Origin of the sequence: Chitinophaga sancti (assembly GCF_034087045.1) — a bacterium.
GTDB classification, from domain to species: Bacteria; Bacteroidota; Bacteroidia; order Chitinophagales; family Chitinophagaceae; genus Chitinophaga; species Chitinophaga sancti_B.
In genome coordinates, this window is sequence record NZ_CP139247.1 from 3,045,049 (window position 1) to 3,069,423 (window position 24,375).

21 protein-coding genes are annotated in these 24,375 nt (G+C 43.3%); 17 read left to right on the plus strand and 4 right to left on the minus strand.

Annotated elements, in window-relative coordinates:
• Positions 1-82 precede the first annotated feature (82 nt).
• The gene (locus tag SIO70_RS12700) at positions 83-523 is read right to left on the minus strand and encodes a hypothetical protein (RefSeq protein ID WP_320581223.1); all 441 of its coding nucleotides are present in this window, start codon (positions 521-523) and stop codon (positions 83-85) included.
• Between the two features lie 184 nt (positions 524-707).
• Between SIO70_RS12700 and SIO70_RS12705 the strand changes: the two genes are divergently transcribed.
• The gene (locus SIO70_RS12705) at positions 708-1,691 is read left to right on the plus strand and encodes an acyl transferase (protein WP_320581224.1); all 984 of its coding nucleotides are present in this window, start codon (positions 708-710) and stop codon (positions 1,689-1,691) included.
• Here the strand turns inward: SIO70_RS12705 and SIO70_RS12710 are convergent.
• On the minus strand, positions 1,688-2,392 hold the full coding sequence (locus SIO70_RS12710) for a hypothetical protein (RefSeq protein WP_320581225.1): 705 nt from the start codon (positions 2,390-2,392) through the stop codon (positions 1,688-1,690). The two genes, SIO70_RS12705 and SIO70_RS12710, sit on opposite strands and share 4 nt — an antisense overlap.
• A gap of 551 nt (positions 2,393-2,943) precedes the next feature.
• Here SIO70_RS12710 and SIO70_RS12715 point away from each other — a divergent pair.
• Positions 2,944-4,539, plus strand: coding sequence for a gliding motility-associated C-terminal domain-containing protein (locus SIO70_RS12715; RefSeq protein ID WP_320581226.1), 1,596 nt, complete (start codon positions 2,944-2,946; stop codon positions 4,537-4,539).
• Here the strand turns inward: SIO70_RS12715 and SIO70_RS12720 are convergent.
• Together SIO70_RS12720 and SIO70_RS12725 are read right to left on the minus strand one after the other, a co-directional pair.
• A complete protein-coding gene (locus SIO70_RS12720; RefSeq protein ID WP_320581227.1) occupies positions 4,511-4,906 on the minus strand; it encodes a response regulator in 396 nt (131 codons plus the stop codon). The two genes, SIO70_RS12715 and SIO70_RS12720, sit on opposite strands and share 29 nt — an antisense overlap.
• A 9-nt stretch (positions 4,907-4,915) precedes the next feature.
• Positions 4,916-5,653, minus strand: a complete 738-nt coding sequence (locus SIO70_RS12725) for a HAMP domain-containing sensor histidine kinase (protein WP_320581228.1) — start codon at positions 5,651-5,653, stop codon at positions 4,916-4,918.
• Positions 5,654-6,076: 423 nt separating this feature from the next.
• On the opposite strand from SIO70_RS12725, the gene SIO70_RS12730 reads away from it, so the two are divergent.
• The 15 genes from SIO70_RS12730 (at position 6,077) to SIO70_RS12800 (ending at position 24,372) form a co-directional block, all read left to right on the plus strand.
• Positions 6,077-6,763 carry a response regulator transcription factor gene (locus SIO70_RS12730; protein WP_320581229.1) on the plus strand — a complete coding sequence of 229 codons (687 nt, stop codon included), beginning with the start codon at positions 6,077-6,079 and terminating at the stop codon, positions 6,761-6,763.
• Between the two features lie 225 nt (positions 6,764-6,988).
• Complete coding sequence (locus SIO70_RS12735) at positions 6,989-7,720, plus strand: polysaccharide biosynthesis/export family protein (protein ID WP_320581230.1); 732 nt, start codon at positions 6,989-6,991, stop codon at positions 7,718-7,720.
• 118 nt (positions 7,721-7,838) lie between these two features.
• A complete protein-coding gene (locus tag SIO70_RS12740; RefSeq protein WP_320581231.1) occupies positions 7,839-10,217 on the plus strand; it encodes a polysaccharide biosynthesis tyrosine autokinase in 2,379 nt (792 codons plus the stop codon).
• A gap of 193 nt (positions 10,218-10,410) precedes the next feature.
• Entirely contained in the window at positions 10,411-10,953 is a 543-nt protein-coding gene (locus SIO70_RS12745; protein WP_320581232.1) for a UpxY family transcription antiterminator, read from the plus strand.
• Between the two features lie 12 nt (positions 10,954-10,965).
• Entirely contained in the window at positions 10,966-11,985 is a 1,020-nt protein-coding gene (locus SIO70_RS12750; RefSeq protein ID WP_320581233.1) for a mannose-1-phosphate guanylyltransferase, read from the plus strand.
• A 9-nt stretch (positions 11,986-11,994) separates the two neighbouring features.
• Entirely contained in the window at positions 11,995-12,936 is a 942-nt protein-coding gene (gene fcl / locus SIO70_RS12755; protein WP_320581234.1) for a GDP-L-fucose synthase, read from the plus strand.
• A gap of 38 nt (positions 12,937-12,974) precedes the next feature.
• Entirely contained in the window at positions 12,975-14,309 is a 1,335-nt protein-coding gene (locus tag SIO70_RS12760; protein ID WP_320581235.1) for a UDP-glucose/GDP-mannose dehydrogenase family protein, read from the plus strand.
• 31 nt (positions 14,310-14,340) lie between these two features.
• Positions 14,341-15,438, plus strand: a complete 1,098-nt coding sequence (gene gmd, locus SIO70_RS12765) for a GDP-mannose 4,6-dehydratase (protein ID WP_320581236.1) — start codon at positions 14,341-14,343, stop codon at positions 15,436-15,438.
• A 484-nt stretch (positions 15,439-15,922) separates the two neighbouring features.
• Positions 15,923-16,927 carry a polysaccharide pyruvyl transferase family protein gene (locus tag SIO70_RS12770; protein WP_320581237.1) on the plus strand — a complete coding sequence of 335 codons (1,005 nt, stop codon included), beginning with the start codon at positions 15,923-15,925 and terminating at the stop codon, positions 16,925-16,927.
• A 2-nt stretch (positions 16,928-16,929) separates the two neighbouring features.
• Positions 16,930-18,420 (plus strand): oligosaccharide flippase family protein, encoded by a 1,491-nt coding sequence (locus SIO70_RS12775; protein ID WP_320581238.1) that lies wholly within the window; start codon positions 16,930-16,932, stop codon positions 18,418-18,420.
• Between the two features lie 7 nt (positions 18,421-18,427).
• Entirely contained in the window at positions 18,428-19,666 is a 1,239-nt protein-coding gene (locus SIO70_RS12780) for a glycosyltransferase (RefSeq protein ID WP_320581239.1), read from the plus strand.
• Entirely contained in the window at positions 19,663-21,000 is a 1,338-nt protein-coding gene (locus tag SIO70_RS12785) for a hypothetical protein (RefSeq protein ID WP_320581240.1), read from the plus strand. Before SIO70_RS12780 ends, SIO70_RS12785 begins: the two co-directional genes overlap by 4 nt.
• A complete protein-coding gene (locus tag SIO70_RS12790; protein WP_320581241.1) occupies positions 20,909-22,042 on the plus strand; it encodes a glycosyltransferase in 1,134 nt (377 codons plus the stop codon). The genes SIO70_RS12785 and SIO70_RS12790 overlap by 92 nt, the downstream gene beginning before the upstream one ends.
• Positions 22,035-23,420 (plus strand): hypothetical protein, encoded by a 1,386-nt coding sequence (locus tag SIO70_RS12795; RefSeq protein WP_320581242.1) that lies wholly within the window; start codon positions 22,035-22,037, stop codon positions 23,418-23,420. The genes SIO70_RS12790 and SIO70_RS12795 overlap by 8 nt, the downstream gene beginning before the upstream one ends.
• Positions 23,389-24,372 (plus strand): acyltransferase, encoded by a 984-nt coding sequence (locus SIO70_RS12800; protein ID WP_320581243.1) that lies wholly within the window; start codon positions 23,389-23,391, stop codon positions 24,370-24,372. The genes SIO70_RS12795 and SIO70_RS12800 overlap by 32 nt, the downstream gene beginning before the upstream one ends.
• The last annotated feature ends 3 nt before the right edge of the window (positions 24,373-24,375 follow it).

Here is a 24,375-nt window from a genome sequence, read left to right on the forward strand (position 1 = left end):
GGGGAAAAAAACATAAAAAAACGCTTTTGCCACAGGCAAAAGCGTTTTTTTAAAAAGGTATATATAAAAAGGTATTGAACTATTATTCGTAGACCACCTGTACTTTAGGTGTTACAATGGTATCGCTGTAATTACCGGCATCATCCTGAATATATACCAGGTAATGTACGCTATCTTTTGCGACCGGGTTCGCCCCGATTTGCGGGAAGTCGGTCGCAGTCAGGTGAAGGATCACCTCGGCTGTCAGTTTGGTACCCTTGTGCGCATCCAGACTTGGCATTGGCCTTCCGTCAAAGGCGGTATCTTCAGGAGCGGTGTCGTAAATAGCGGCGAAATTGAAGGTATTTTCAATGTCTCCATCTCCGTCTGATACGTCGAAAGTCACGTCCATACCGGTAGATGCGGATACGGGGGAAGAAGAATATGATTTAAACGTAATCACTGGTTTAGTACCCAGAGAATCTTTTTTACAGGCGTTGATGGCCAGTAAAGAGATGAGGGATAAAAAAGCTATTTTCTTCATATAACAAACCTACATTATTTTTTTAACTCTTGCTAATATACGGAGTTGCTCTCCTTAACGGAATACGCTCCAAAACAGGGGTTTTGCCTCCGGCAGGAGTGCGTTCCGATTGTAATAACGTCCAATATTCATTTTTTGTTACGTCTTTCCCCCTAACTTTGTGAGGTTTTACTAATCAGTGTATATGAGTGGCATTTCTACAACAGCAATATTTTCTTCTGACGGGTCGGACCTGGAAGCGTTGTCCCTTGAGACCTTTCGTTTTCAGTATCGTGAAAATGCATTATATCGTGCTTACACAGATGCTTTGCGCATTCAGCCGGGCAATGTGCGCTCCCTGGCGCAAATCCCTTTCCTCCCTATTCAGTTCTTCAAAACTCACCAGGTTACCTGTGGCACTTTTGAACCCCAGCTGATCTTTGAAAGTAGTGGTACCACCCAGACGATCAACAGTCGACATTTGGTGAAAGAAGCGGCTATCTACGAACAGAGTTTCCTCACTGCTTTCGAGCGGTTCTATGGTCCGGTTACGGATTTCGTGGTTGTCGGCCTGCTGCCTTCTTACCTGGAAAGAAAGCACTCCTCCCTCGTTTACATGGTACAGGACATGGTAAAGCGCAGCGGTCATCCTGCCAGCGGTTTTTACCTGTATGAACACGATAAATTATATCGCCAGCTCCAGGAATTGGAAGCCCGTGGTCAGAAAACCCTGCTGATCGGTGTCACCTTTGGTCTGCTGGATTTTGCAGAGCAATATGCCCTTCAACTGAAAAACACCATCGTCATGGAAACCGGTGGAATGAAAGGCAGGAGAGAAGAATGGACCCGCGACCAGGTACACGTTTTCCTGAAGGAACGACTGGGGTGCAGCCAGATCCATGCAGAATATGGTATGACCGAGTTACTCTCCCAGGCATACAGTTATGGACAGGGGTTTTTCAACACCCCGCCATGGATGAAGGTACTGGTCAGGGATGAAAATGACCCCTTCCAGCTCTATACTGAAAAAGCTGCCGGCGTGATCAATGTAATCGACCTTGCGAATATCTATTCCTGTTCTTTTATAGCAACAGAAGATATTGGCCGCTTGCATGAGCATGGCACTTTCGAAGTATTAGGGAGACTGGATAATTCGGCTTTAAGAGGGTGTAGCCTCATGGTTGGTTAAGTGGTGATTAATTGTACCCTATTCACTAAAGTTGCTGTTCCTGTTCCCGGTGAACTGAGTTCCTGCATATATGGGAAACTCTCATGATTCATTCCAAATTTTTTCATAAGGTACTGATCTAGTACCGTTATAGAGGGAGGCTTTTGAGAATACTGCGATAAAAACTCCTTAAAATCATCCAGTTCATGATCTGGTAATAATGTTAAGGCGATCTTCTGTTGTAAAGGCGAAGCGCCTGTGTATTGCAGAATTTCTAATACCCGCCTGCACATTTGAGGCGAGAAAAGATCGTCATTGGCCCGGAGGAAATCCAGGCAGAAATACTCCACTGTAAAATCTTCAAAGATACCCGCACTCAGCTCATCTTCTCCGATGTTGGTCCAGGTAGCCCATTCAATTAATTCCCCCAGTGTAATTTCTTCCGCCAGCAGGGCACTGAGGTGGTGTATCAGTCCTGCGCGTGTAGGAACCGTATCCGCATCGTAATTGATGTGGTTCACGATATCGGTGTAAAAATCTTCATTCATTTCCCTGGCAGTGCTGATAAGCTGGTAAGTAACATCGGTCGATGCGATGTTACTTAAATGCAATACGTCTGCAGTCTCAGATATGATTTCAGGTCGTGTTTTGGTGCCCTGTAACCATGATTTGATCAGGGAAATGAAGTATGTGCTTGTTATGAACTGCGTCTGTTTCTTCATACTTACTTCATGCCTGGCATAGGTGGCTTTATTTGCAAATTATCAAAAATAAGGGGAAGCGAAAAGTTAAAGGTACAGTTTTACGTTTATTTAAAATGTATCGCTGGAAAGATATGTCTCTATAAGGTTTCTATATTACTTTCAGGGAGATAACCCGCCTATAAGCCGCCTATAACCCGCCTATAAGCCGTAGATATCCCGCATCTATATAGGGGCGGGATATCTACGGCTTATAGGCGGATCATATATTTTTTACCTCCGGGATAGCCTAAAAGCTATGCTATATTTGCCGTATTACTCAAACAAGGGAATACTAACAATCTCGTCAGTTCAAGAAAATCACTTCTTAACATATATTGTATTTAAATATATTGTATATTTGTTTTACCTGAGAATGCAATAAGCCAATAAACCTTATAAAGGATGCTGAAATTGGGATCACCTCCCAATTATCCTCCATCCTGACCTATGAAAATGAATGATTCCTTGCTCCAATACCACGGGCATAGAATGTTGTTGGCTTTTCATCCGTTATTTAAAAATCGTATCCTATGTCATTGCCTGTATTTACAAGAATACGGGTAGCGCACCGCTATAGCCATATAGCTCGTGTGATAACCCGTGTTTTGTGTTTCTTAACAGTGAATGTTTGTTTGCTTCAGATTGCCAATGCCCAGGTAATTGAGCTGAACAACCCGTCAATGGAAGGAAATATTGGAAGGGATAGTGTGCCTACCGGTTGGGTAGCGGCGTCACACACGCCCGATGTATTACCCGGCCCGCTCAACATTTTTAAGCGGCCCTCCGATGGTAAAGCTTATGCTGGCCTGCATAGCGGTCCTGCTTACAGGGAAGGTCTTGCACAGCTACTCTCTGCTCCTTTGCAAAAAGGACTGGCCTATGTTATCTCTGTAGACCTGGCCTATTCTCCAAAATACCTGCAGGCTGCCTGCAATGGTAACCTCACCATTTATGGAGGCAATAGTCCTACGGATACTGCACAGCGACTCTGGTCGTCCGGTCCGTTTACAGATACTACCTGGAGCCGGTATTATGCCATACTTGAGCCAACAGCTGATTATAAATATATATCCATCTGGGCAGATCCTTCACAGACCTGCCCAAAGAGTGATATAGGTACAGCTGTTCTGATTGATAATTTCTCCAACATCCGGCAGGTGATAAAGACTACGCTGTCGGCTACACCAAGTTGTAACAATGCCAGTACGGGTACTATCCAGGTTACGCCGGTAGATGATGGCACTACTTATACATATCTCTGGACACCGGGCAATTACACAACGGCCAGGGTAAATCAATTACCACCCGGTGAATATACGGTAGTCGTCACAGCCGAAAATGGTGCGACGGGGGGAGGCACTGTTACAGTGGGCATGTCTGACCTGACTACAACACTCACAACGGTTCCATCTACCTGTAACGGTCGTCATAATGCAGAAATTCATGTAGCCGTTTCAGGTGGTATGCCTCCTTACCGGTTTGTATTGGATGATAATGCACCTGTAGGCGATTCGGTATTTACAGGGTTAGATGAAGGCAGGTACCTGGTGTATGTAAAGGATGGACAGATCTGTACCGATACCCTCACGGCGTTGCTGCGCGACCCCGAACCTCTTGCATTGAAAGGAATAACCATAAAACCCTGTAGTTGTGGTGAAACACAGGATGGAAAAATAGTTTTACAGATTGAAGGTGGCACACAGCCTTACAAATACCGGATAGAGGGCGGTACCTGGCAGCAGGACAGCATTCTTTACTCACTGAGAGCAGGGCACTATATATATGAGGTAGCAGATACCAATGGTTGTGAGATTGGTGGTAGTGCTAATATCACTTCACCCTTTCATAACTGTATCGTGGTCATGCCGACTGCCTTCAGTCCGAATGGCGATGGTAACAATGACCTGTTCAAACCAAAAGTATACGATGCACTCACGCATTATGAACTAAGTGTATACAACCGTTGGGGAGGCCTGGTATTTCGTACCAATGATCCGCAGGCAGGGTGGGATGGAAGTGTAAAAGGTGTTATACAGGATCAGCAGGCATTTGCATATATCTGCACCTTCAATGACAGGAACAATGAACATAAAGAGTTCAGAGGGTCAGTGGTGCTGATCCGCTAGTGGTTTGTAACAGTTGCTGGATACTGGCATTCAGATTGGCAAACAGGAATGGTTTGTTAATGTAGGCCGCTGCGCCTTTTTTAAGGGCAAGGTTTACTTCTTCAGTGGCCGATCTTGCGCTAAGTATGATGACAGGTATATAGCGTAGTTGTTCATTCGCCTGAAAGGCTTCCAGTAACTGATAACCATTCAAAACAGGCATATAAATATCACTGATCACCAGGTGTGGCAGGTGTTCAGTGGCCATGTGAATGCCTTCTTCCCCGTTTGCGGCGGTGATGACCTGATACTGATGTAATTCCAGCAGGCTTTGTATTGTATCTCTCAAGCCTGGTTTGTCCTCTATCAATAAGATGGTATGTTGCATAGCTTTTCTCTATAGAGAATCAGAATGATATAGAAAGGTAAGTGTAAATGTACTGCCTTCACCAGCAATACTATCCACAGTAATAGTGCCATTATTTTCCTGCACAAAGGTTTTAACAATTGATAACCCTAACCCGGTTCCGGCAATTTCATCGACATTACTTGCTCTGAAGAAGGGTTGAAATAGTTGTGGCAAATCACTGGCTGGAATGCCGATACCATCGTCTATAACCCGGATCACTACCTGGTGATGATCAAAATCAACTTCAACCACTGGAGGCTTCTCTCTTGAAAATTTGAAAGCATTGCCCACGAGGTTCATAAAGATCCTGTTCATCTGATTGTGATCTGCATAAATGCACTGCGGTATACCGCTAACAATAAGTTCGAAGCTACGGGTATCTTCCGGATCTGCAAAGTAATTTGATCGCAATGTTATGAGCAATTGAACAACATCTATGATTTGTTTATTCAGAGTCATACGACCGGACATAATGGTATTGATGGTAAGCATCTCATCCAGCATATTATTGAGGCGGAAAATTTCGGTGGTGATACGTGATAAATTTTTCTCATAGAAGGCATCCATCTGTTGGTTGCTGTGTAGTCTTGCCGCCAATAATTCTACTGATGCGGATATGGCTGTCAGCGGAGTTTTAAATTCATGTGACGTAATAGCAATAATATTGCTTGCGTTATTAAGTAAGTTCGCAACATCATTAGATGAAGTAGTATCTATATTTTTCATGTGTTTATGGTTAACGTGCAATTGATGAAATGTGGTATACACGATCTGTAGAAAATTGTTTACATGGAAATTAATGATATATTAATCACAATTTCGTGTCTTTGAAATCATCTTTCTAAAACAAGATAGGTAATTACCCCCTAATTTTAAAGTTGAATTGTGTTTTAAAAGAGATTAGTCATAATTTGCCTGTAATATTGGATTGAACAATTTTTTGTCACAGGATGTTATTAAAATAGATACATAGATTTTTTTTAAATAGCTACAGTAGGATAGTGGAAGATTAAGAATAATATATAAAGTTCTGTTTAATTATTAATTAAAAATTCATATCCGAGACCAATATTCTGGAATCATTTTTGTTCATATAAAATTTATTAGACCATGTCATATTGAAAAAAAAACCAAGTTAATTAATGACCTATGATCAACATCGGAATTATAGAGGATAACTATTTTCAATTGAATAATTACCGAGAGTTTCTCGAAGATTTTCAAGAGTGTAAAGTTATCTTTGCTTGTAAATCAATGGAGGAGTTTAGAGAGCTTTCCTTTAAAGAAGCAGATGTCAATGTCATCCTTTTAGACATTTCGCTGCCAGGAGAGTCGGGTATACAGGGCATGCATGAATTGCGCCGTATATATCCTGACGCTAAAATCATCGTCTTATCAGGGCATGATGGAAAGCATTATGTTATAGAGTCGATTCGAAAAGGTGCTAATGGATACATCATTAAGACCAGTCGTCTGATGGAAATCTATCATTCAATATTAGATGCCATCAGTGAGGGAAGCACATTGTCACCCAAAGCAGCACATATGTTGATTAACCATATTAATAAAGATCCCTTAGAAGATATAAGACACAAGCTGACAAAGAGGGAATATGAACTACTTGCATTACTCAAGGAGGGTTACTCATATAAGGAGATGGCAGACAAGTTGTTTGTTACTGTCTTTACTGTCAACCAACATCTCAAAAAAGTATATCAAAAGCTGAATGTTGCTACAAAATCGGAGTTGATTTCAAAAATCTGGTCGAAAAGTCTTTGTATAGCCTTTTTATTTAAATGTTTTGCAGGATTTTGTTCAAATCAGTTTTTCGCATGATAAATCGTGTGGCTTGAATAAGCACTACTATCATAAGTAGGCGCGTTTTGGGTATATCATCGAATTATACTCTAGTAAGTAATAGTGCTTTAGGGCATGATAAACTAATATTGTACTACGGAAAGCGAGGAAGAAAAAACCTTAAAATAATAAATTGGAACAATGTTTTTAAGTAAGGATTATTTACCCCGATTTTTTTTCCCGGTCCTTATCTGCTGTTTCTTTATGTCTTGTGTTAGTACAAAGCAGTCAGTATATTTTCATGACTTACCTGACACTGTATTGGCACCCATAAAAGGAAATCTTGAGCCGGTTATTCAGAAAAATGACATTCTGCAAATCACTGTTAGCTCAATGAACGTGGAGGATGCAGTTATCTACAACACGCCAAGTATGGCCGCAGTGGGAGGTGTCGCCAGCAGCGGCCCTCAGGCAACCGGATTTTTAGTAGACGATTCGGGAAATATACAATATCCCGTATTGGGCCAGGTAAAGGTCACAGGTCTAACCAAGGCCCAGCTGTCAAAATCAATACGGGATCAACTCACGGAACGTAAATTGCTCGTAGACCCGGTGGTGAGTGTTCGGTTTTTAAATTATCGTGTAACCATTATAGGCGAGGTCGCAAGGCCCCAGGTAGTAAACGTTGGAAGTGACAGGGTCACTATTCTCGAAGCACTGGGATTAGCAGGCGATATTACGGTATTCGGGAAGAAAGAGAACGTAATGCTGATACGTGAAAGTGATGATGGGACCAGAACTGTGAAAAGGCTTAACCTGAACGACCGCTCACTTTTATCATCGCCTTATTATTACCTGAACTCTAACGATGTAGTGTATGTGGAACCTAATAAGGCAAAGGTGGCAAGCACCAATACGGCGCGTCAGATAATACCGATTGTCCTTAGTAGTCTCTCACTGGTGGTAATTATTTTAGACCGGTTAGTCTTCAATTAGAATATGAAAATATATCGACTTTGATTTATCGGAAAACCATGTGACGAGATTAGATAGGTCGTGCTGATTGTAATGTACTTATTAACCCCATTTTTTATTAAATAGTTGGCTGAATTACATGCAAAGAAAGAAAACAGATATTCGTAAACAGCAGGAAGATCAGACTGATCTGCTGGATCTGCTTAGGAGCCGTTATCAGCCTTACTTGCCATTATTTGTGCTTGCTGGTCTGATTGCGTTAGCTGGTGCCTTTGTATACCTGAGATATGCTACTCCTGTATACAAAGTGACAGCTGCATTGCTCATAAAAGATGATACGAAGGGTATGGAGGGCTCAGTGCTTTCTTCTCTGGATATCTTCGGATCGGGTAAGCAAATAGATAATGAAATCGAAATACTTAAGTCTAAAACACTTGCCAGACAAGTAATTCAGCACCTGAATCTTTACGGCGAAGTATTTGATGATGGCAAGATCAGGGATGTGGTAGTCTATCAGCAGACACCCGTGAGAATGTTATTTCTGGAACCAGATCATATAGCGCCACTTGAGGACATAAAGTTACCGCTCAAAGTAAATGATGCTACCCAACAGGTGTCTATAGGTAATATTACCTATCACATGGGTGATACCGTTCAAACACAATGGGGTAGGATGGTTTTCCTGCCTGGCAATGTGAAAGGTGATGTCAGGCACAATTATTTTTTGCATGTCTCCGGAGATAAAGTACTTACTTTACAAATGATGGCTAATCTCAAAGTAGGACAGGCTAATAAACAAGCGAACGTGATCAGCCTGGAATACAGTGATGTGATACCTACAAGAGGCGAAGCTGTGCTGAATGAATTGATGAAGGTATACGATGCTGCAGCCATCGATGATAAGAATAGGATGAGTGCTAAAACCATGGCATTTGTAGATGAACGCCTTCGGATCGTGAGCAATGAGCTGGGGCTGGTAGAAGGTGAAATCGAAAAGTTCAAAACGAATGAGGGTTTGGTCGATATCAGTGAACAAAGTAAGATGTTCCTGGAGAGTGTAAAGGAGAATGATACTAAACTGACAGAAGCGAACATGCAGTTGTCCGTTTTAAATTCAATCGAAGATTATGTAAAGGGCAGAAAAGAAGATGAAAATATGGTACCTGCTACATTTGGTTTAACAGATCCTGTGTTGCTGGAACTTGTGAACCGGCTTTCTGAAATCGAAATGCAGCTCACACGTCTGAAGAAAACGACGGGTGAAAATAGCCCGCTGTTATCCAGTCTGCAGGATCAGAAAAAGAAGCTGACACCTGCCATCCTGGAAAATGTGCGCAGTCTGCGTTCAAACCTGGAAGCAGGCAAGCAAAAGCTGATGGTAGATAATGTGAAGTATAGCAGCATTCTCAGAACAGTACCCAGCAAAGAAAGAGCACTGTTGACCATCAGTCGTCAGCAGGTGATCAAAAATAACATTTACACATTCCTGCTGGAAAAGAGAGAAGAAACTGCCCTGCAATATGCTGCGGCTATTTCAGACAGCCGTATCGTAGATGCAGCAGAAGCAGATTCCTTCCCGTTCAGTCCAAGACGATCAATGATACTTGGTCTTGCAGTATTAGGCGGTTTGGCTGTGGTAGCCGGATTTATTTCTGTCAAGGATATGTTCAACAGGGAAGTATTGTTCAGTGCTGACATCGAAAAGGCTACAAATGCACCGATACTGGGCGAAATCATGCAGGACGACAAAGCCCATCCGATAGCCATCACTGATGGTCGACGTACGGCAGTAGCGGAACAATTTCGTGCCCTGCGTACATCCCTCAGCTATATTGGCATTAACGGGGTAAATAAGACCATTATGATCACTTCTTCCATATCAGGTGAGGGAAAGAGCTTTATTGCCATCAACCTGGCTATAAGCCTCTCTTTGATAAAAAAGAAGGTTGTGTTGCTGGAATTTGACCTGCGAAAGCCAAAGGTAAGTAAGATGCTGAATGTACCACATACGCCTGGTATCACCAATTACCTTATCGATCAGGCGGTAATCGGTGATATTCTGAAGAAACCCGTGGAAGGGAACGAGTATTTTTATCTGCTATCATCCGGGGTGGTTCCTCCGAATCCTGCCGAGTTGATCCTGAATGGCAGGCTGGAACAGTTGTTAGCTTCGCTTAGTGCCACTTTTGATTATATTATTATCGATACCGCTCCGGTAGGTCCGGTAACAGATGCCCGCCTGCTGGCACCATTTACAGATGCAACCCTGTTTGTGGTACGCCACCAGCGTACGCCTAAGTTCCACTTAAGAATGATCGACGAATTTTATCATTCGCAAGAACTTGGGAAACTGAGTATTGTATTCAATGGTATCAAAATGCGGGGTATACCAGGTTACTCCTATGGTTATGCCAATGGTTACGGCTATGGTTATGGCAATGGTTATGGTTATGGTTATACCGACGAACATCAGAACGGTTCAATAAAGAAGAAAGGATTAAACCGGCTTTTTAAATAAGCTGCGTTACACACACACCACAACGTTCTGATCCTATACAGATAAACATTTAGAGATATAGACATCCATCAAGACACTCATGGGACTGAGGAGGCGAAGCCATGCCTTCTGATCAAAAGACCATGCCCCCCCCCTGTCTTTATAAATTCCCCCCAAATGCATTTTCGATTTTTTAACCGTTAAAACCATTCCCATGGAAAAGAGTCAGAATTTCTGGTATGCCGTGTATACCAAACCTAGATGGGAAAAGAAAGTTGCAGAGTCATTGATTCGTAAACAGGTCGAAACCTATTGTCCCATCAACAGAGTTACTCATCAGTGGAGTGATCGTAAAAAAGTGGTGGAAGAGCCGCTTTTTAAATCTTATGTATTTGTTCGTATTCCAGAGACGATGAAAACGACCGTGCGTGAAACGGCGGGTATTGTAAACTTTGTATACTGGCTGGGTAAACCAGCTTGTATTCCTGAGCATGAGATTGATCTGATCAAGCGTTTCCTGCATGAATATGACAATGTGGAAGTAGAAAGTTTCCCCATTCATCAAAACGACCTTATACAGATCACTGCTGGCCCACTCATGCATCAGCGTGGCAGGGTAGTGGAGTCAGGAAAAAATACGGTGAAAGCTGTATTATACAGCATGGGATTTGCCCTTACCGCTACTGTCAGGAAAAGCGAACTGGTGCTTCTCAACAGCAATCAATTCAGGCAACAGCCTTCTAACGTTTCGCTTTAACCCCCCCTCTCCATGCAACATATTCTCCTTTGTGGCGGGTCTGGTACCCGCCTCTGGCCGCTGTCTAACAAACAGACGCCTAAACAACTATTGCCGTTATTTGACGGCCAGAGCCTCCTGCAACTGACCTGGCAACGCAATGCGTTTGCCTGCGACAGTGTACTGGCCATTGTAAATGAACAACAGGTCACTACCGTTGCAGATCAGCTGCAAAACTCCGGTGCTGCACATGCACGCTGGATTGCTGAACCTGTAGGTAGAAATACCGCTGCTGCCATTGCTTTAGCAGCCTTCGTCGCCGATCCGGAAACAATTCTCCTCATTACACCAGCAGATCACCTTATTGGTACGCCGGATATCTATGCCCAGAATGTGTTCATGGCAGAGAAACTGGCTGCTGCCAATCACCTCGTAACTATCGGGCTACAGCCTACCTATCCTGAAACAGGCTATGGGTATATACAATACGATGCTTACGATGTAGTACGATTTACTGAAAAACCGGATATCGTAACTGCCGAAGCAATGCTCAACAGTGGTGACTACCTCTGGAACAGCGGCATCTTCTGTGGAAAAGCAGGTGTATTGCTGGAACAGCTGCAACAATATGCTCCAGCTATTTACACTGCTGCTGCCATTGCTGCTGATGAATACCTGGAAACAGGCCGCATCCAGCTATCTACCATGGAAGCAATTCCTGCTGACAGTATTGACTATGCAGTACTTGAGAAAAGCAATATTGTAAAAGTGGTACCCAGTACAATGGAATGGAGTGACGTAGGGGGATATGAAGCACTCGCAGATGCACTTGCCAAACACTACCAGTACAGCAATCACCAGGCTGTCTTTATCCAGAGCGACCCTGTGAACAGCATGGTCCTTGGCAAAGATAAACTGGTTGCGCTCGTAGGCGTGGAAAATGTAGTAGTGGTGAACACGCCTGAAGCCCTGCTGATTCTGCAAAAAGGGAAAGGCCAGGAAGTGAAACAACTGCACCAGTGGGTAAAAGAAAACAGACCTGAATTACTTTAAATAAATACTATGCAACTAAACGATAAAATATATATAGCAGGTCACCGCGGCATGGTAGGCGGTGCAATCAAAAGAAGATTGCAGACTTTAGGGTACAACAACCTGCTCACCCGTAGCTCTGTAGACCTGGACCTGCGTAACCAGGCCGCTGTAAATGAGTTTTTTGAAAGCGAACGACCTGATTACGTATTCCTCGCAGCTGCAAAAGTAGGTGGTATCTATGCGAACAACACTTACCGTGCAGAGTTCCTGTACGATAACCTGATGATGGAAGCCAATATTATTCATGCTGCTTACAAACACGGTGTAAAAAAACTGCAATTCCTGGGTAGCTCCTGCATCTATCCGAAAATGGCCCCACAGCCACTCACAGAAGATAGCCTGCTCACAGGACCTCTCGAAATGACGAACGAACCATATGCCATCGCCAAGATAGCAGGTATCAAACTCTGCGAAGCTTACCGTGATCAATATGGTTGTAATTATATCAGTGTGATGCCCACAAACCTGTATGGCATTGGTGATAACTATCATCCTGAAAACTCACATGTTTTACCTGCCCTGATCCGCCGCTTCCACGAAGCAAAAGAAGCGGGCAAGAACAGTGTAACTGTATGGGGAAGCGGTACCCCACGTCGTGAGTTTTTGTTTGCCGACGACCTGGCTGCTGCCTGTGTATACCTGATGCTGCACTACGATGGCAAAGAACTGGTCAACATTGGCACGGGCGAAGACCTGAGCATCAAAGAACTGGCAGAAACGGTGAAAGAAGTAGTTTGTTATGATGGCAAAATTGTATTTGATCCATCAAAACCTGATGGCACTCCACGTAAACTGATGAATGTTTCCAAACTGCATAGCCTGGGATGGAAACACACGACTGAACTGAAAGAAGGATTAGTACAAGCATACGCGGATTTCCTCAGGAAACGTCATATGGCCGTTAGCTGAGTTTTTTTATTGCTCACATTGTTAATCAAAGTAATCTGATGAAAGTAATCGTAATAGGTACCGGATATGTAGGGTTGGTAACCGGCGCATGTCTGGCAGAAGTAGGAACAGAAGTAGTGTGTGTGGATGTAAATGAAGCAAAAATCAGGAACCTCGATCGTGGTATTCTTCCCATCTATGAACCTGGACTGGAAGAAATAGTGACCCGCAATGTAGCCAATGGCAGACTGTCTTTCAGTACTGACCTGGCAGCGGTGATTCCGGGTGCTGCTGTTGCATTTATAGCAGTAGGCACGCCTCCGGGTGAAGATGGTAGTGCAGATCTGCAATATGTATTACAGGTGGCTAAAGAAATAGGACAGTCTATGACTGACTATCTCGTAGTGGTGACAAAATCTACTGTACCTGTAGGTACGGCGGTGAAAGTAAACAGGGAGATCAAACAGGCTGTACTTAAACGCGATGAACTCCTGGATTATGATGTGGCTTCAAATCCTGAGTTCCTGAAAGAAGGAGCTGCGGTACAGGATTTCCTGAAACCTGACAGGATCGTGGTGGGTGTGAACAGTGGTAAGAGTAAAGAGATACTGGAACAACTGTACAGACCTTTTTTACTGAATGGAAGACCGATCATTTTCATGGACATCGCATCTGCAGAAATGACGAAGTATGCAGCAAATGCGATGCTGGCAACGAAAATTTCTTTTATCAATGATATTGCTAACCTCTGTGACCTTGTTGGCGCAGATGTAAATATGGTGAGAAAAGGGATTGGCTCTGATGCACGTATTGGTACCAGTTTTATATATCCTGGTATTGGTTATGGCGGTAGCTGTTTCCCAAAAGATGTGAAAGCACTGGTGAAAACCGGTAAAGATTATGGGCATACACTGCGCATACTCGAAGCGGTGGAAGCCGTGAATAATGATCAGAAGCTGGTGATGTTCGACAAGATCACAAATCATTATGATGGTGATTTGACCGGAGTCGTATTTGGTATCTGGGGCTTATCATTTAAACCCGGTACGGACGATATGCGCGAAGCAGCGAGTATCGTACTGATCAATGCATTGCTGGAAGCGGGTGCAGTGGTAAGAGTATTTGATCCTGTGGCAATGGAAGAAGCGAGAAAGACATTGGGCGATACGGTGATATGGTGCGAGGATATGTACCATGCAGTGGAAGGTGTGGATGCGGTAGTACTGGTGACGGAGTGGAATGATTTCAGGTTACCGGATTGGAATAGGATGAAAGGAATTGTGGTGTTTGACGGAAGGAATATTTATGATTTGCCTTATTTGAAGAAGAAAGGAATAGTGGCTTACGGTATAGGAACAGCACAGCCGACAGAGATCGAATTTATTACCAAATAAAAAACTTTAAATTCTTTAAAAACTATATAATATGAAAGTGGCCTTAATCACCGGTGTTAACGGACAAGACGGCGCCTACCTGTCAGAACTTTTATTGGAAAAAGGATATATGGTACATGGTATCAAACGCCGTGCTTCCCTTATCAACACGGATAGAATCGACCACCTGTACCAGGACCCCCACGATCCGAACGTGCGTTTCAAACTGCACTACGGTGATATGACCGACAGCACTAACCTGATCCGCATCATCCAGGAAACCCAACCTGACGAGATCTACAACCTGGCTGCTATGAGCCATGTAAAAGTAAGCTTTGACACTCCTGAATATACTGCCAACGCTGATGGTATCGGTACTCTTCGTATTCTCGAAGCACTCCGTATCCTGAAGCTGGACAAAAAGACCCGCGTGTACCAGGCTAGCACCTCAGAACTATATGGTCTGGTGCAGGAGGTTCCTCAGCGCGAATCAACACCTTTCTACCCACGTAGCCCATATGCAGTAGCAAAACTATATGCTTACTGGATCACGGTGAACTATCGTGAAGCCTATGGCATGTTCGCCTGCAATGGTATCCTTTTCAACCACGAAAGTCCGCTGCGTGGCGAAACCTTCGTAACCCGCAAGATCACCCGTGGTGTAGCTGCGATTGCGCTCGGTCAGCAGGACAAAATGTACCTCGGTAACCTGGATGCACGTCGTGACTGGGGTCATGCAAAAGATTATGTAGATGCGATGTGGCGAATCCTGCAACAGGATACCCCTGAAGACTATGTGATCGCAACGGGTATTACTACACCTGTACGTGACTTTGTAAAAATGGCTTTCAACGAATTGGGTATCGAACTGGCATTCTCCGGCCAGGGTGAAAAAGAAGTGGCGATTGTAACAGCCTGCCGTAACAAGGAATTTGTGTTGCCAATCGGTAAAGAAGTAGTAGCAGTAGATGCGAAGTACTTCCGTCCTACAGAAGTAGAATTACTGATCGGTGATCCAACCAAAGCACAGACAAAACTGGACTGGCAGCCTAAATACGACCTGCCTGAACTGGTGAAAGAAATGGTAGCGGCAGATGTTGAGCTGTTCCGCAAAGAGTCTGTTGCACAATTTGAACATCTCATCGGTTAAAATATAATAATTGCGAAGTTATTACCGGTTAAGACAGGTCTTTCCTTTCTCGACGGCCTTCGTGGGTTGGCTGCCCTGTACGTAGCTACAGGGCATGCTTCCTACCTGAATTGAGAGGAAGAAGAAAGTTCATTCAGGCAATTCGTATAGTGTGATCGGTAAAGTATTTGCATGAGATATTTCTGTGTGCAGGTTTGGGTTCGATATGCTGCTTTTTTATTTGATCTGTTTTACTGACGGTATCCTTGATTGTCTATGTTATTATTATAATTTAATGTTGCATTTTTTTAGCTAACTGAATATTACTGTAAACTAACAATAGCTATATCAAAAACCTTTGTATTGTTGGCTGTCGCTGTTGTCACACTTGTTGGCATATGCTTTACATTGTTTCCCGGAAAAATCTTTTACGTCAACCTTTAAGCGAGTTCTAATCAGCCACCCGGAAGTTATGCCGGCAATGGTGAATTAAATATCTATCTATATGAAAATTTTAGTTGAAAATTCTACTTGGAATAACATCGGTGATGGGTTTTACCAGAGTGCACTTTTTGTATTAATTAAAAAATTGTATCCGGAAGCCAATGTATTAATGGAAGAGGGACCGATCTTAAGAGCATTTCGCCCGAAGAGCGACTGGCAAAAGAAGAATGCCCTTCACTTGATGAATTATCAATTTGCTGATCTGCATATTTTCTCTGGTCCTATAATTCGCCAGATACTGACCAATTATAAAGATAAGATCAAACAGATCAAAGAAAGAGGGGAGCAGTATGCACTCGTTAGTGTATCAAGTGCAGGTATCTCTGATTCTTTGCGCACTGAAACGGGAGAATTTTTTCAAAAATATCAGCCGTTGTTCTTATCATCCCGCGATCAGGATACTTATCTGAAGTTCAAAGATTATGTAAAGAATTCTTACAATGGTATCTGCACCGCATTCCTGGTGAATAAAATGTTGCCTGTAGATACACTGGATAAAAATTTCAAATTTTTTATCAGCAGTTTTTACAGGGAACTGGAACCAGTCTACAAAGTAAATGGAGAGGTTGAGATCAGGAACATAGAGCTGGAGCGTAAAAAGACATTTTGTGGGCTCAATCACCGTTTTAGCCGCCACCTGAACCGCTTTCGCCCTGTGCAGGAAGCTATAAAGGGACATAAGATTGTCAGAGTTAACCAGGAAGTGTCTACAAAGTTTAACCATATCAATTTTGCATTACCTAATTCGTTTTTGAGCTATAATCTGCTTTCTTACCTGGCCTTGTATAAATCGGCAGACTTCACGGTATCAGACAGGGTACATTCCTGTGCAGTAAGTCTCGCCTTTGGTAAGCCTGCCCGATTGCTGACCAATAGTCCGAGGGCGGGTATTTTTAACAGACTAGGCTTTGATCATAAAAAGAACAATGGCATCATGTATCCTAATCTTGATATCATTGATTCAGAAGCGGAGAAATTATCTTCATTCATTCAGTCATCTATTTAATTTTGAGCAAAAAGAATCTTTCAGGAACACATGTATTTAACAGCATCAGCTGGATGCTGATGCAAACTGGAGCAACAAAGTTAACCTCCATCTTAGGTCAGATCGTTTTGGCATGGATGCTGGAGCCAGCGCAGTTTGGTCTTATCAGCCTGGTGTATACCGTCACCAGCATTGGTCTGATCATTCAGCAGTTTGGCTTGAACGATGTATTAATCAGGCGGCAGAAGGCCTTTACAAACTGGCTTCCTTTATCCTTTGGCATCTCATGGGTATTCGGATTTGTTTCCTGTATTTTTTTGCTGGTGATGGGTTATATAGGAAGTTTAGTGTACAAGGATCATAACATTTTCGTCCTGGTTGCTTTCTATGCACTGACTACACCATTGGACGCATTGAGTGTGATCCCTCTGACAAAACTGCGTATAGATTTAGATTTTAAAACGCTTTCTGTTATCCGGATCATGGAGACAGTGCTGACGATGTTTATGACGGTAGCACTGGCTTTTATAGGGTTTGGAGTATATAGCTTTGTAATACCTCCACTTGTTGTTTCAGTGACATTCCTAATTGTAAAATACCGTGTTACACACCTGAATATTCATTTTAATCTACACCTGCGCCGTTGGAAGTACCTTACCGTAAGCAGTTCGTGGTCGTTAATAAATTCCATTGTGCAGCGAGTCATGGATCAGGCAGACTATATCGTACTTGGGCTTTTAGTGAGTAAGACCATAGTAGGTATTTATTATATGGCCTTTAGCCTGTCGATACAGGTGATTGGCTTTGTGGCAAATAACCTGCCCAGTGTATTGTTTCCAAGCCTGGCTTCGATTAAAGATAGCCAGCGGGCTAAGGATATGTTCAAAAAAAGTGTGACCTATTTGTCTGTATTTGGTGCGGCCTTCGCCATCTGGCAGGGTGCTACTGCTTACTGGATCGTTCGGGTGTTTCTCTCTGCAAAATGGGTACAGACCATTGCATTGGTAGAAATATTGTCTATAGGTATGGCTTTTCGTGCGGTAGCATGGCTCTGGTCTACACCCTACAGGCTAAAAGGGATGTTTGCCGGTATGGCGAGGCAATCCTTTTATGGACTGATAGTCATGGTGATTCTGGTTTTATCGGGTACACTGCTTTGGGGGGTGCATGGCACGGCTGCAGGTGTATCGCTTTTTTATATATTGATTAGTCCCATCTGGTTATACAATGGTTTTAAACTGTTGGGTGGTACCTGGAAAGAAACCGTGCAGGTATTTGTGATACCGATTCCTTTAGCGATGCTTTGCTATGGTAGTTGCTGGTATTTCTTCAGATTCCTTTATCTGGGTGCTAACCCGGTCACGGCCATGATCCTTATTTCTGTAATCGGTTCAGGATTCTATATGGGTGGCATATACCTTACTATGCCAGATACATTTGCAGAGATCAAAAGATTGCTGTTTGAAAAAATCCCCGTTGTCAACGGAGTTAAACGCTTGCTCACAAGGAACTAGATCAAATATGAAGAGTATTATTTCGACAGGACAGGGCAGATTACATCTGATACAGTCCGCCATTGCTATCAAAGAGCAGGGAGTAGATGTGGAAGTGATTACAGGTTGGGTACCTGGGAAGCACTTTCCTGACAAAGTTATCAATGTCATGGGCAAACTGGTAGGCAGGAGCAACCTTGCCTACGGCTTGCGAAAGCGCTCTCCCAAGGGATTTCCGAGAGAGCTGATCCGCACCTGCAGTTTCTCTGAATTTTATATACAGTTTCTTTTTATCCTTACCAGAAAGAAATTTTTAACGAGAGATAAAGCGGCAAGAATGGGATGGAAAGTTTTTGGTATTGAATCAAAAAAGTACATCCGCAATGGCCAGATCTTTCATGTACGTAGTGGTGCAGGCCGCGCAGGTGCTATTAAAAAGGCTCGTGCACAGGGCATGAAAGTTGTCGTAGACCATAGTATTGCGCACCCCAGTGAAATTAAAAGACAACTGGACAAACTACTAAGCGAAAGCAAAGAATCAAAATTCATCAATATCTCCGATGGCTTCTGGAACAATGTGTTGAAAGATTGTGAAGAAGCAGATGTGGTGTTGGTGAATTCAGACTATGTGAAAGACACTTTTGTTGCACAGGGTTTTGCTGCTGATAAGATCAAAGTGATTCACCTGGGTATCGATGAGAGCTTTCATTCACTAAAACAATCTTATGAGTCAGGTACGATCCGCCTGGTTTTCACAGGCAACTTCGGTGTACGCAAAGGTGCTCACCTGATCGTATCGGCTATCGAACAACTTATTCAAAAAGATTTTCCTTTCACACTGGATGTGATTGGCAATGTATCGAACGAACTGGCTATTCCGGATTGGTTCAGGAATCATCCGGGTATCACCCTGCATGGTTCAATGCCACAAGATCAGCTGAAGACATTTCTCGCAAAGAGCGATCTGTATATTTTCCCGACATATGTAGAGGGCGCGGCACAATCCGTGAAAGAGGCGATGGCAGCAGGACTACCGGTAATCACCACTGTAAACAGCGGGGCGCCGGTAACACACATGGAAAACGGTTTTTTGATTCCCGATGATAACGCCGATGCACTGGCAGCTGCTATCCTGCAACTAAGCGCAGCACCGGCACTGAGAAAGGAATTGGGACTCAAAGCAGCAGAAACGATTCGCACCGGCCACACATGGGAACGATATGCACAGGAAGTAACTGAACTATATAAAAGCATAATCAGCGCATGAATTTATCCAGGAACAAATCGAATATAAAAATCGTATTGTACTCTCTGCTCAGTTCTGTGCAGATGTCATTTGTGGGTACGCTTATTATGAGTGAAGTATATGCAGGTCTCAACTCATTGAATTTTAGCCGTACCAAACAACTATACCACAATAATCCTGACGTGAAAAGGATACAGGTAGCTTTGCTGATATTCCTCGCCATACAAATGTTGAGCGATGTGATTAATAACAATAGCATGAACAACATGCTAAGAGGTTGGGCGGCGATTGGGGTATCCCTGGTGGTTTTTACATTTATGTTCAGGATGTTCGACGACACACCCCGGATAATTATCGCCTTTATGTGTGCCGAGGTAGTCAGGTTGATTCTCTTTGGCAGTTCGAGTCTGGAGCAGGATACATCTTCTATGATGGAGGACTATTCAGTCTTTAAGTTCAGGATTGCACCAATTACTAACTATATTATTTTAATCATTACGTTTTACACGTATAATCAGCGAAAGGATATGCTCACCGTAGCCATTATTATGGCGTATGGACTTACCAATGTGGCACTTGACTTTCGTTCGAACGGGATGTTCTTCCTTTTTGGGGGATTGATCATTCACTTCCGCAGGGTGCTTATGCATATGACTCTTGCAAGAAAAATCGGCTTAACCATTTTTGTGGGCATTCTTTTCCAGGTCTTGTATATATTTTATGTAAATGCCGTATTGTCTGGTGAATTTGGAGGTAAGCATGCCGATGATCAGCTATCACATGCAGATAATCCTTACAATCCATTTGCTTTGATCGGAGAGGGGCGAGGTGAATTTTTTGTAGCCATCGAAGCTATAAAAGATGCACCCTGGCTTGGACATGGCTCCTGGGCAGTAGATGAGAACAATCATTACCGCAGTCTGATGTTTAAAGATCTAGACAGAGATAGAAGCCGAATGGAAGCACTGAATAACAGTGGTGTGATACCCAGTCACTCTATATTATTGGGGGCTTGGTTGTATGGAGGTATCATTGCATTTCTCTGTATCTTCTACATTTTCTGGTTGGTCATGAAACGGGCGTTTTCACTTATCATGAATGAGCGGGCTATGGAGACTCCTTACTACCCGATCCTTGTATACTTTACGGTTCAGCTACTCTGGGTATTCCCATTCTCACCTTTGCCACATATCCGAAATACGCTACCATTGATAATCGGATTCATAATTACCATTTACCATTCATTACAAAACGAAGAAGACGATGAAGAAGAAGATCTGCTTCCTGACAACGGGGGATATCACGACGATAGCTACTATGAAGCGCGCCCTGGGAATGGCCAATCCATTAGCTGATCTGGGATGGGAGGTCTCCATCATTGCGATGGACTGTGCTGAGAACAGGGAAAGAGCCAGCATAGAGTGTGGTCCTAATGTAGCTGTATATTTTTATAAACCAGCCAACATGAATGGTGAGGTGGAACAAAAAATCATGCTGCTGAAAGAGATTCGTCCTGATTATATTTATTTCTGCTCTTTTGGATTCCGTAACTGGATTCGAAAAAGTGCATTGGGCTTCAACCCGCAGATGGTGATTGAACACTCTGAACTACAATCAGGTATTCCTGATAATAAGGGATTGAAAAAGATTATGGCACACTTTATTGAATCACTGTCTGTGATATATGCAGATAAACTGATTTGTGCCAGCCGTTATCTTGAAACTTTCTATCGCAAGAGATCTAAACAATTCATGCGTCGCAATATGTCTGTGTTGTATTCTCCATATGCTTATAGTACAGAAGTGATTGATGCTCCCAGGCTACACCTCGATGACCTGCAGGCAAAGTATGCAGGGAAAACGGTGCTCATCTATATGGGAACAATGACGAAGAACTATGGTCTGTTCACCATGCTGGAAGCGGTGAAGGAAGCGGTGAAAGAAACACCTGATATCAAATTATTGCTGCTGGGTAGAGGCCGGCACCTGGATGAGGCGAAAGCCTATGTGAAAGCGAATAGTCTTGAAGAATACATTGAGTTCCTGGGTTACGTACCTGAGACCATGCTGAGTTCTTACTTCGAACTGGCAGATGCATTCATCTCTCCATTGAACAATACGGTACAGGATTGGGCGCGTTGTCCCAGCAAGATCTACATGTACATTCCTTTTCATAAACCGGTATTCACCTGCAATATTGGTGAGCCGAAAGAGATATTTGGTAACGAAGGGTACTACTTCGACAATACTCAGCCGGGTTCCCTGGCAGAGTTGATTACGGGGCTTGTCCGGCAGCAGCTGGAGCGTGTGCCATTGGACGTTACAGCGCATAGCTGGACAACCCGTTCCCGTGAATTTTCCAACTGGATACTACAAAAAGAACCGATGTATGCATAAAGCTGTTTTACTTTCTAAGGGAGAAGGAAACTTTTATTTCGGTTTCCATGATCTGATCGCATGGAACAATGCTGGCGATAAATTACTTGCATTAAGGATCGATGATATGCTAACACCGCCAAATCCTGATGTACCCTGTGATATCGGGTACCTGGACAAGGAAGGAAAGTATCATAAAATGGGAGAGACTTATGCATACAATTATCCACAGGGTGCACGCCAGCAGTGGATTGGTAAATCAGATCTTTTCATTGTAAATGATAAGATCAATCATGCATGGCGTTCTAAAATCTATAATACAAAAACAGGTGAATGTACACCATTGGAATTTCCTACCCATGTGATTACAGATGATGGCTGGGCGTTTGGTCTGGACTATGCGCGGTTGTTCAGAGTAGGTGGTTATGGTTACACAGGTTTGCCGGATGCATATGCAGGTGAAGATGCACCTGCTGATTCTGGTATCGTGAAGCACAATGTATACACAGGGGAAGAAGAGATGATCATCTCTGTAGCAGAGGTAGCGAACTACCAGATGAATGCGAACCTGGGGAATAACCATTACTTCACTCACTTGTTACTGAACCCTTCACAGACACGTGTTTGCTTCTTGCACAGATATAAACTGAAAGATGGTGGTGAGACCACGCGCCTCATGACTATCAATACGGATGGCTCTGAACTGCATTGTCTGGCAACCGGTTTTCTGAGCCACTTTGACTGGCAGGATGATAACCATATTGCTATATGGGGACGTACAGGTAGTAGTGTGGAAAAACTGCGTAGTTCATTGTTATATCGCATGCTTCCAACTGGTTTGGTAGGCAGGGCGAAAAAAATAATCAAGAAGATTTTATATAAGCCTAAACCAGGTGTGAACAGTAATCCAGGTTTTAACTGGTTGTTGTTTACAGATGCAGAAGGTGCGCCGCACTCTTTGCTGGCAAAGGATGTAATTACTGAAGATGGGCATCCGATGTTCTGTCCTGCTAACAGGGATTGGATGATCTGTGATACCTATCCCAACAGCGAAGGCATCCGCACCTTGTTCTTATTCCAATACAGTACACAGCGCCGCGTAGATCTTGGCACTTATAAGATGCTGGATCAACAGCCTGACCTCGATAAATCTATGCCATACCTGCAGGGTGTGGACAAGACAGTGTTGAAAGCATTCTCTCCTCAGCAGATGGCTTTCACACGCAGTGGTCTGCACTGTGATTTGCACCCAAGATGGAAAGGAGACGGTACCATGGTAGCGTTTGATTCCATTCATGAAGGCAGCAGGCAAATTTATGGATTCGATGTAAGTGATATTATTAAATCAAAAGACACCCCCTCCGCACATGAACGACAGGCAGCACATTACGGGGTTTGATTTTATCAGGCCTATCGCCGCTTTAAGTGTTGTATGGATACATGGTTGTGCCGGTAGTATACTGACGAAAAGGTTGAACCCGTTGAATGCTTATGCGGTACCGGTATTTATCGCCATTTCAATGTTTCTCTTTGCCTGGCAGATCATCGGAAAGGGGCGCCGAAACTTTAGAGAAATGCTGGTGACCCGCATCCAGCGACTGATGATTCCTTTCTTTTTGTGGACACTGATTTACCTGGGTATTAGAATATTTAAAGCAAGGTTTATACACGAGCCTTTTGAAATGAAGTGGATAGAGACGTTCGTGTTCAAAGGCAGTTCTTACCAGTTGTGGTACCTGCCCAACCTTTTCTACCTCAGTCTCCTGTTTTTTCCTTTATTGAATGTGGCTGTGCGAAACCGGAAGATAGCAAATGTGGTCATCTTCTTTATTGTGTGCATATCTGCTATTGTGTTATGGTATACACCTTCTGATATCAAGCAGGCCGATTGGTTTACCAGGCATATCCTGTTGTACTTTGTGCCTTCGCTGATTTCAGCATCGATAGGGATGTTGTTTTACATCAACTATGAAAAGGTGAAAGAGATGTATGGCACCAGCTTATACATACTGGTACCAATATGGGCAGTGGCGTTGTTTTTTGCACAGCTGTTTATGCCACATGTATTGACTGGATTGGCTTTTGTAGCGGTGTTGTTTCCATTGCTGCTATTCCAGGTAAATGGTAGTTATCCGGGTATGATGGCATTGTCCAGGAATTCAATGGGCATTTACCTGATACATGGTGTGTTTCTGGAAGGGATTAAAACAGGCATGCAGCTCATCCATCATCCTGTACAGGGACTGGTACTGACACTGGGATCCATTATTGTGACTTACCTGCTCAGCTTTGGTGTTTCTGAGATCTTATCAAAGAATGACATTTTGAGAAAGTACCTGATGGGCAATTAAACT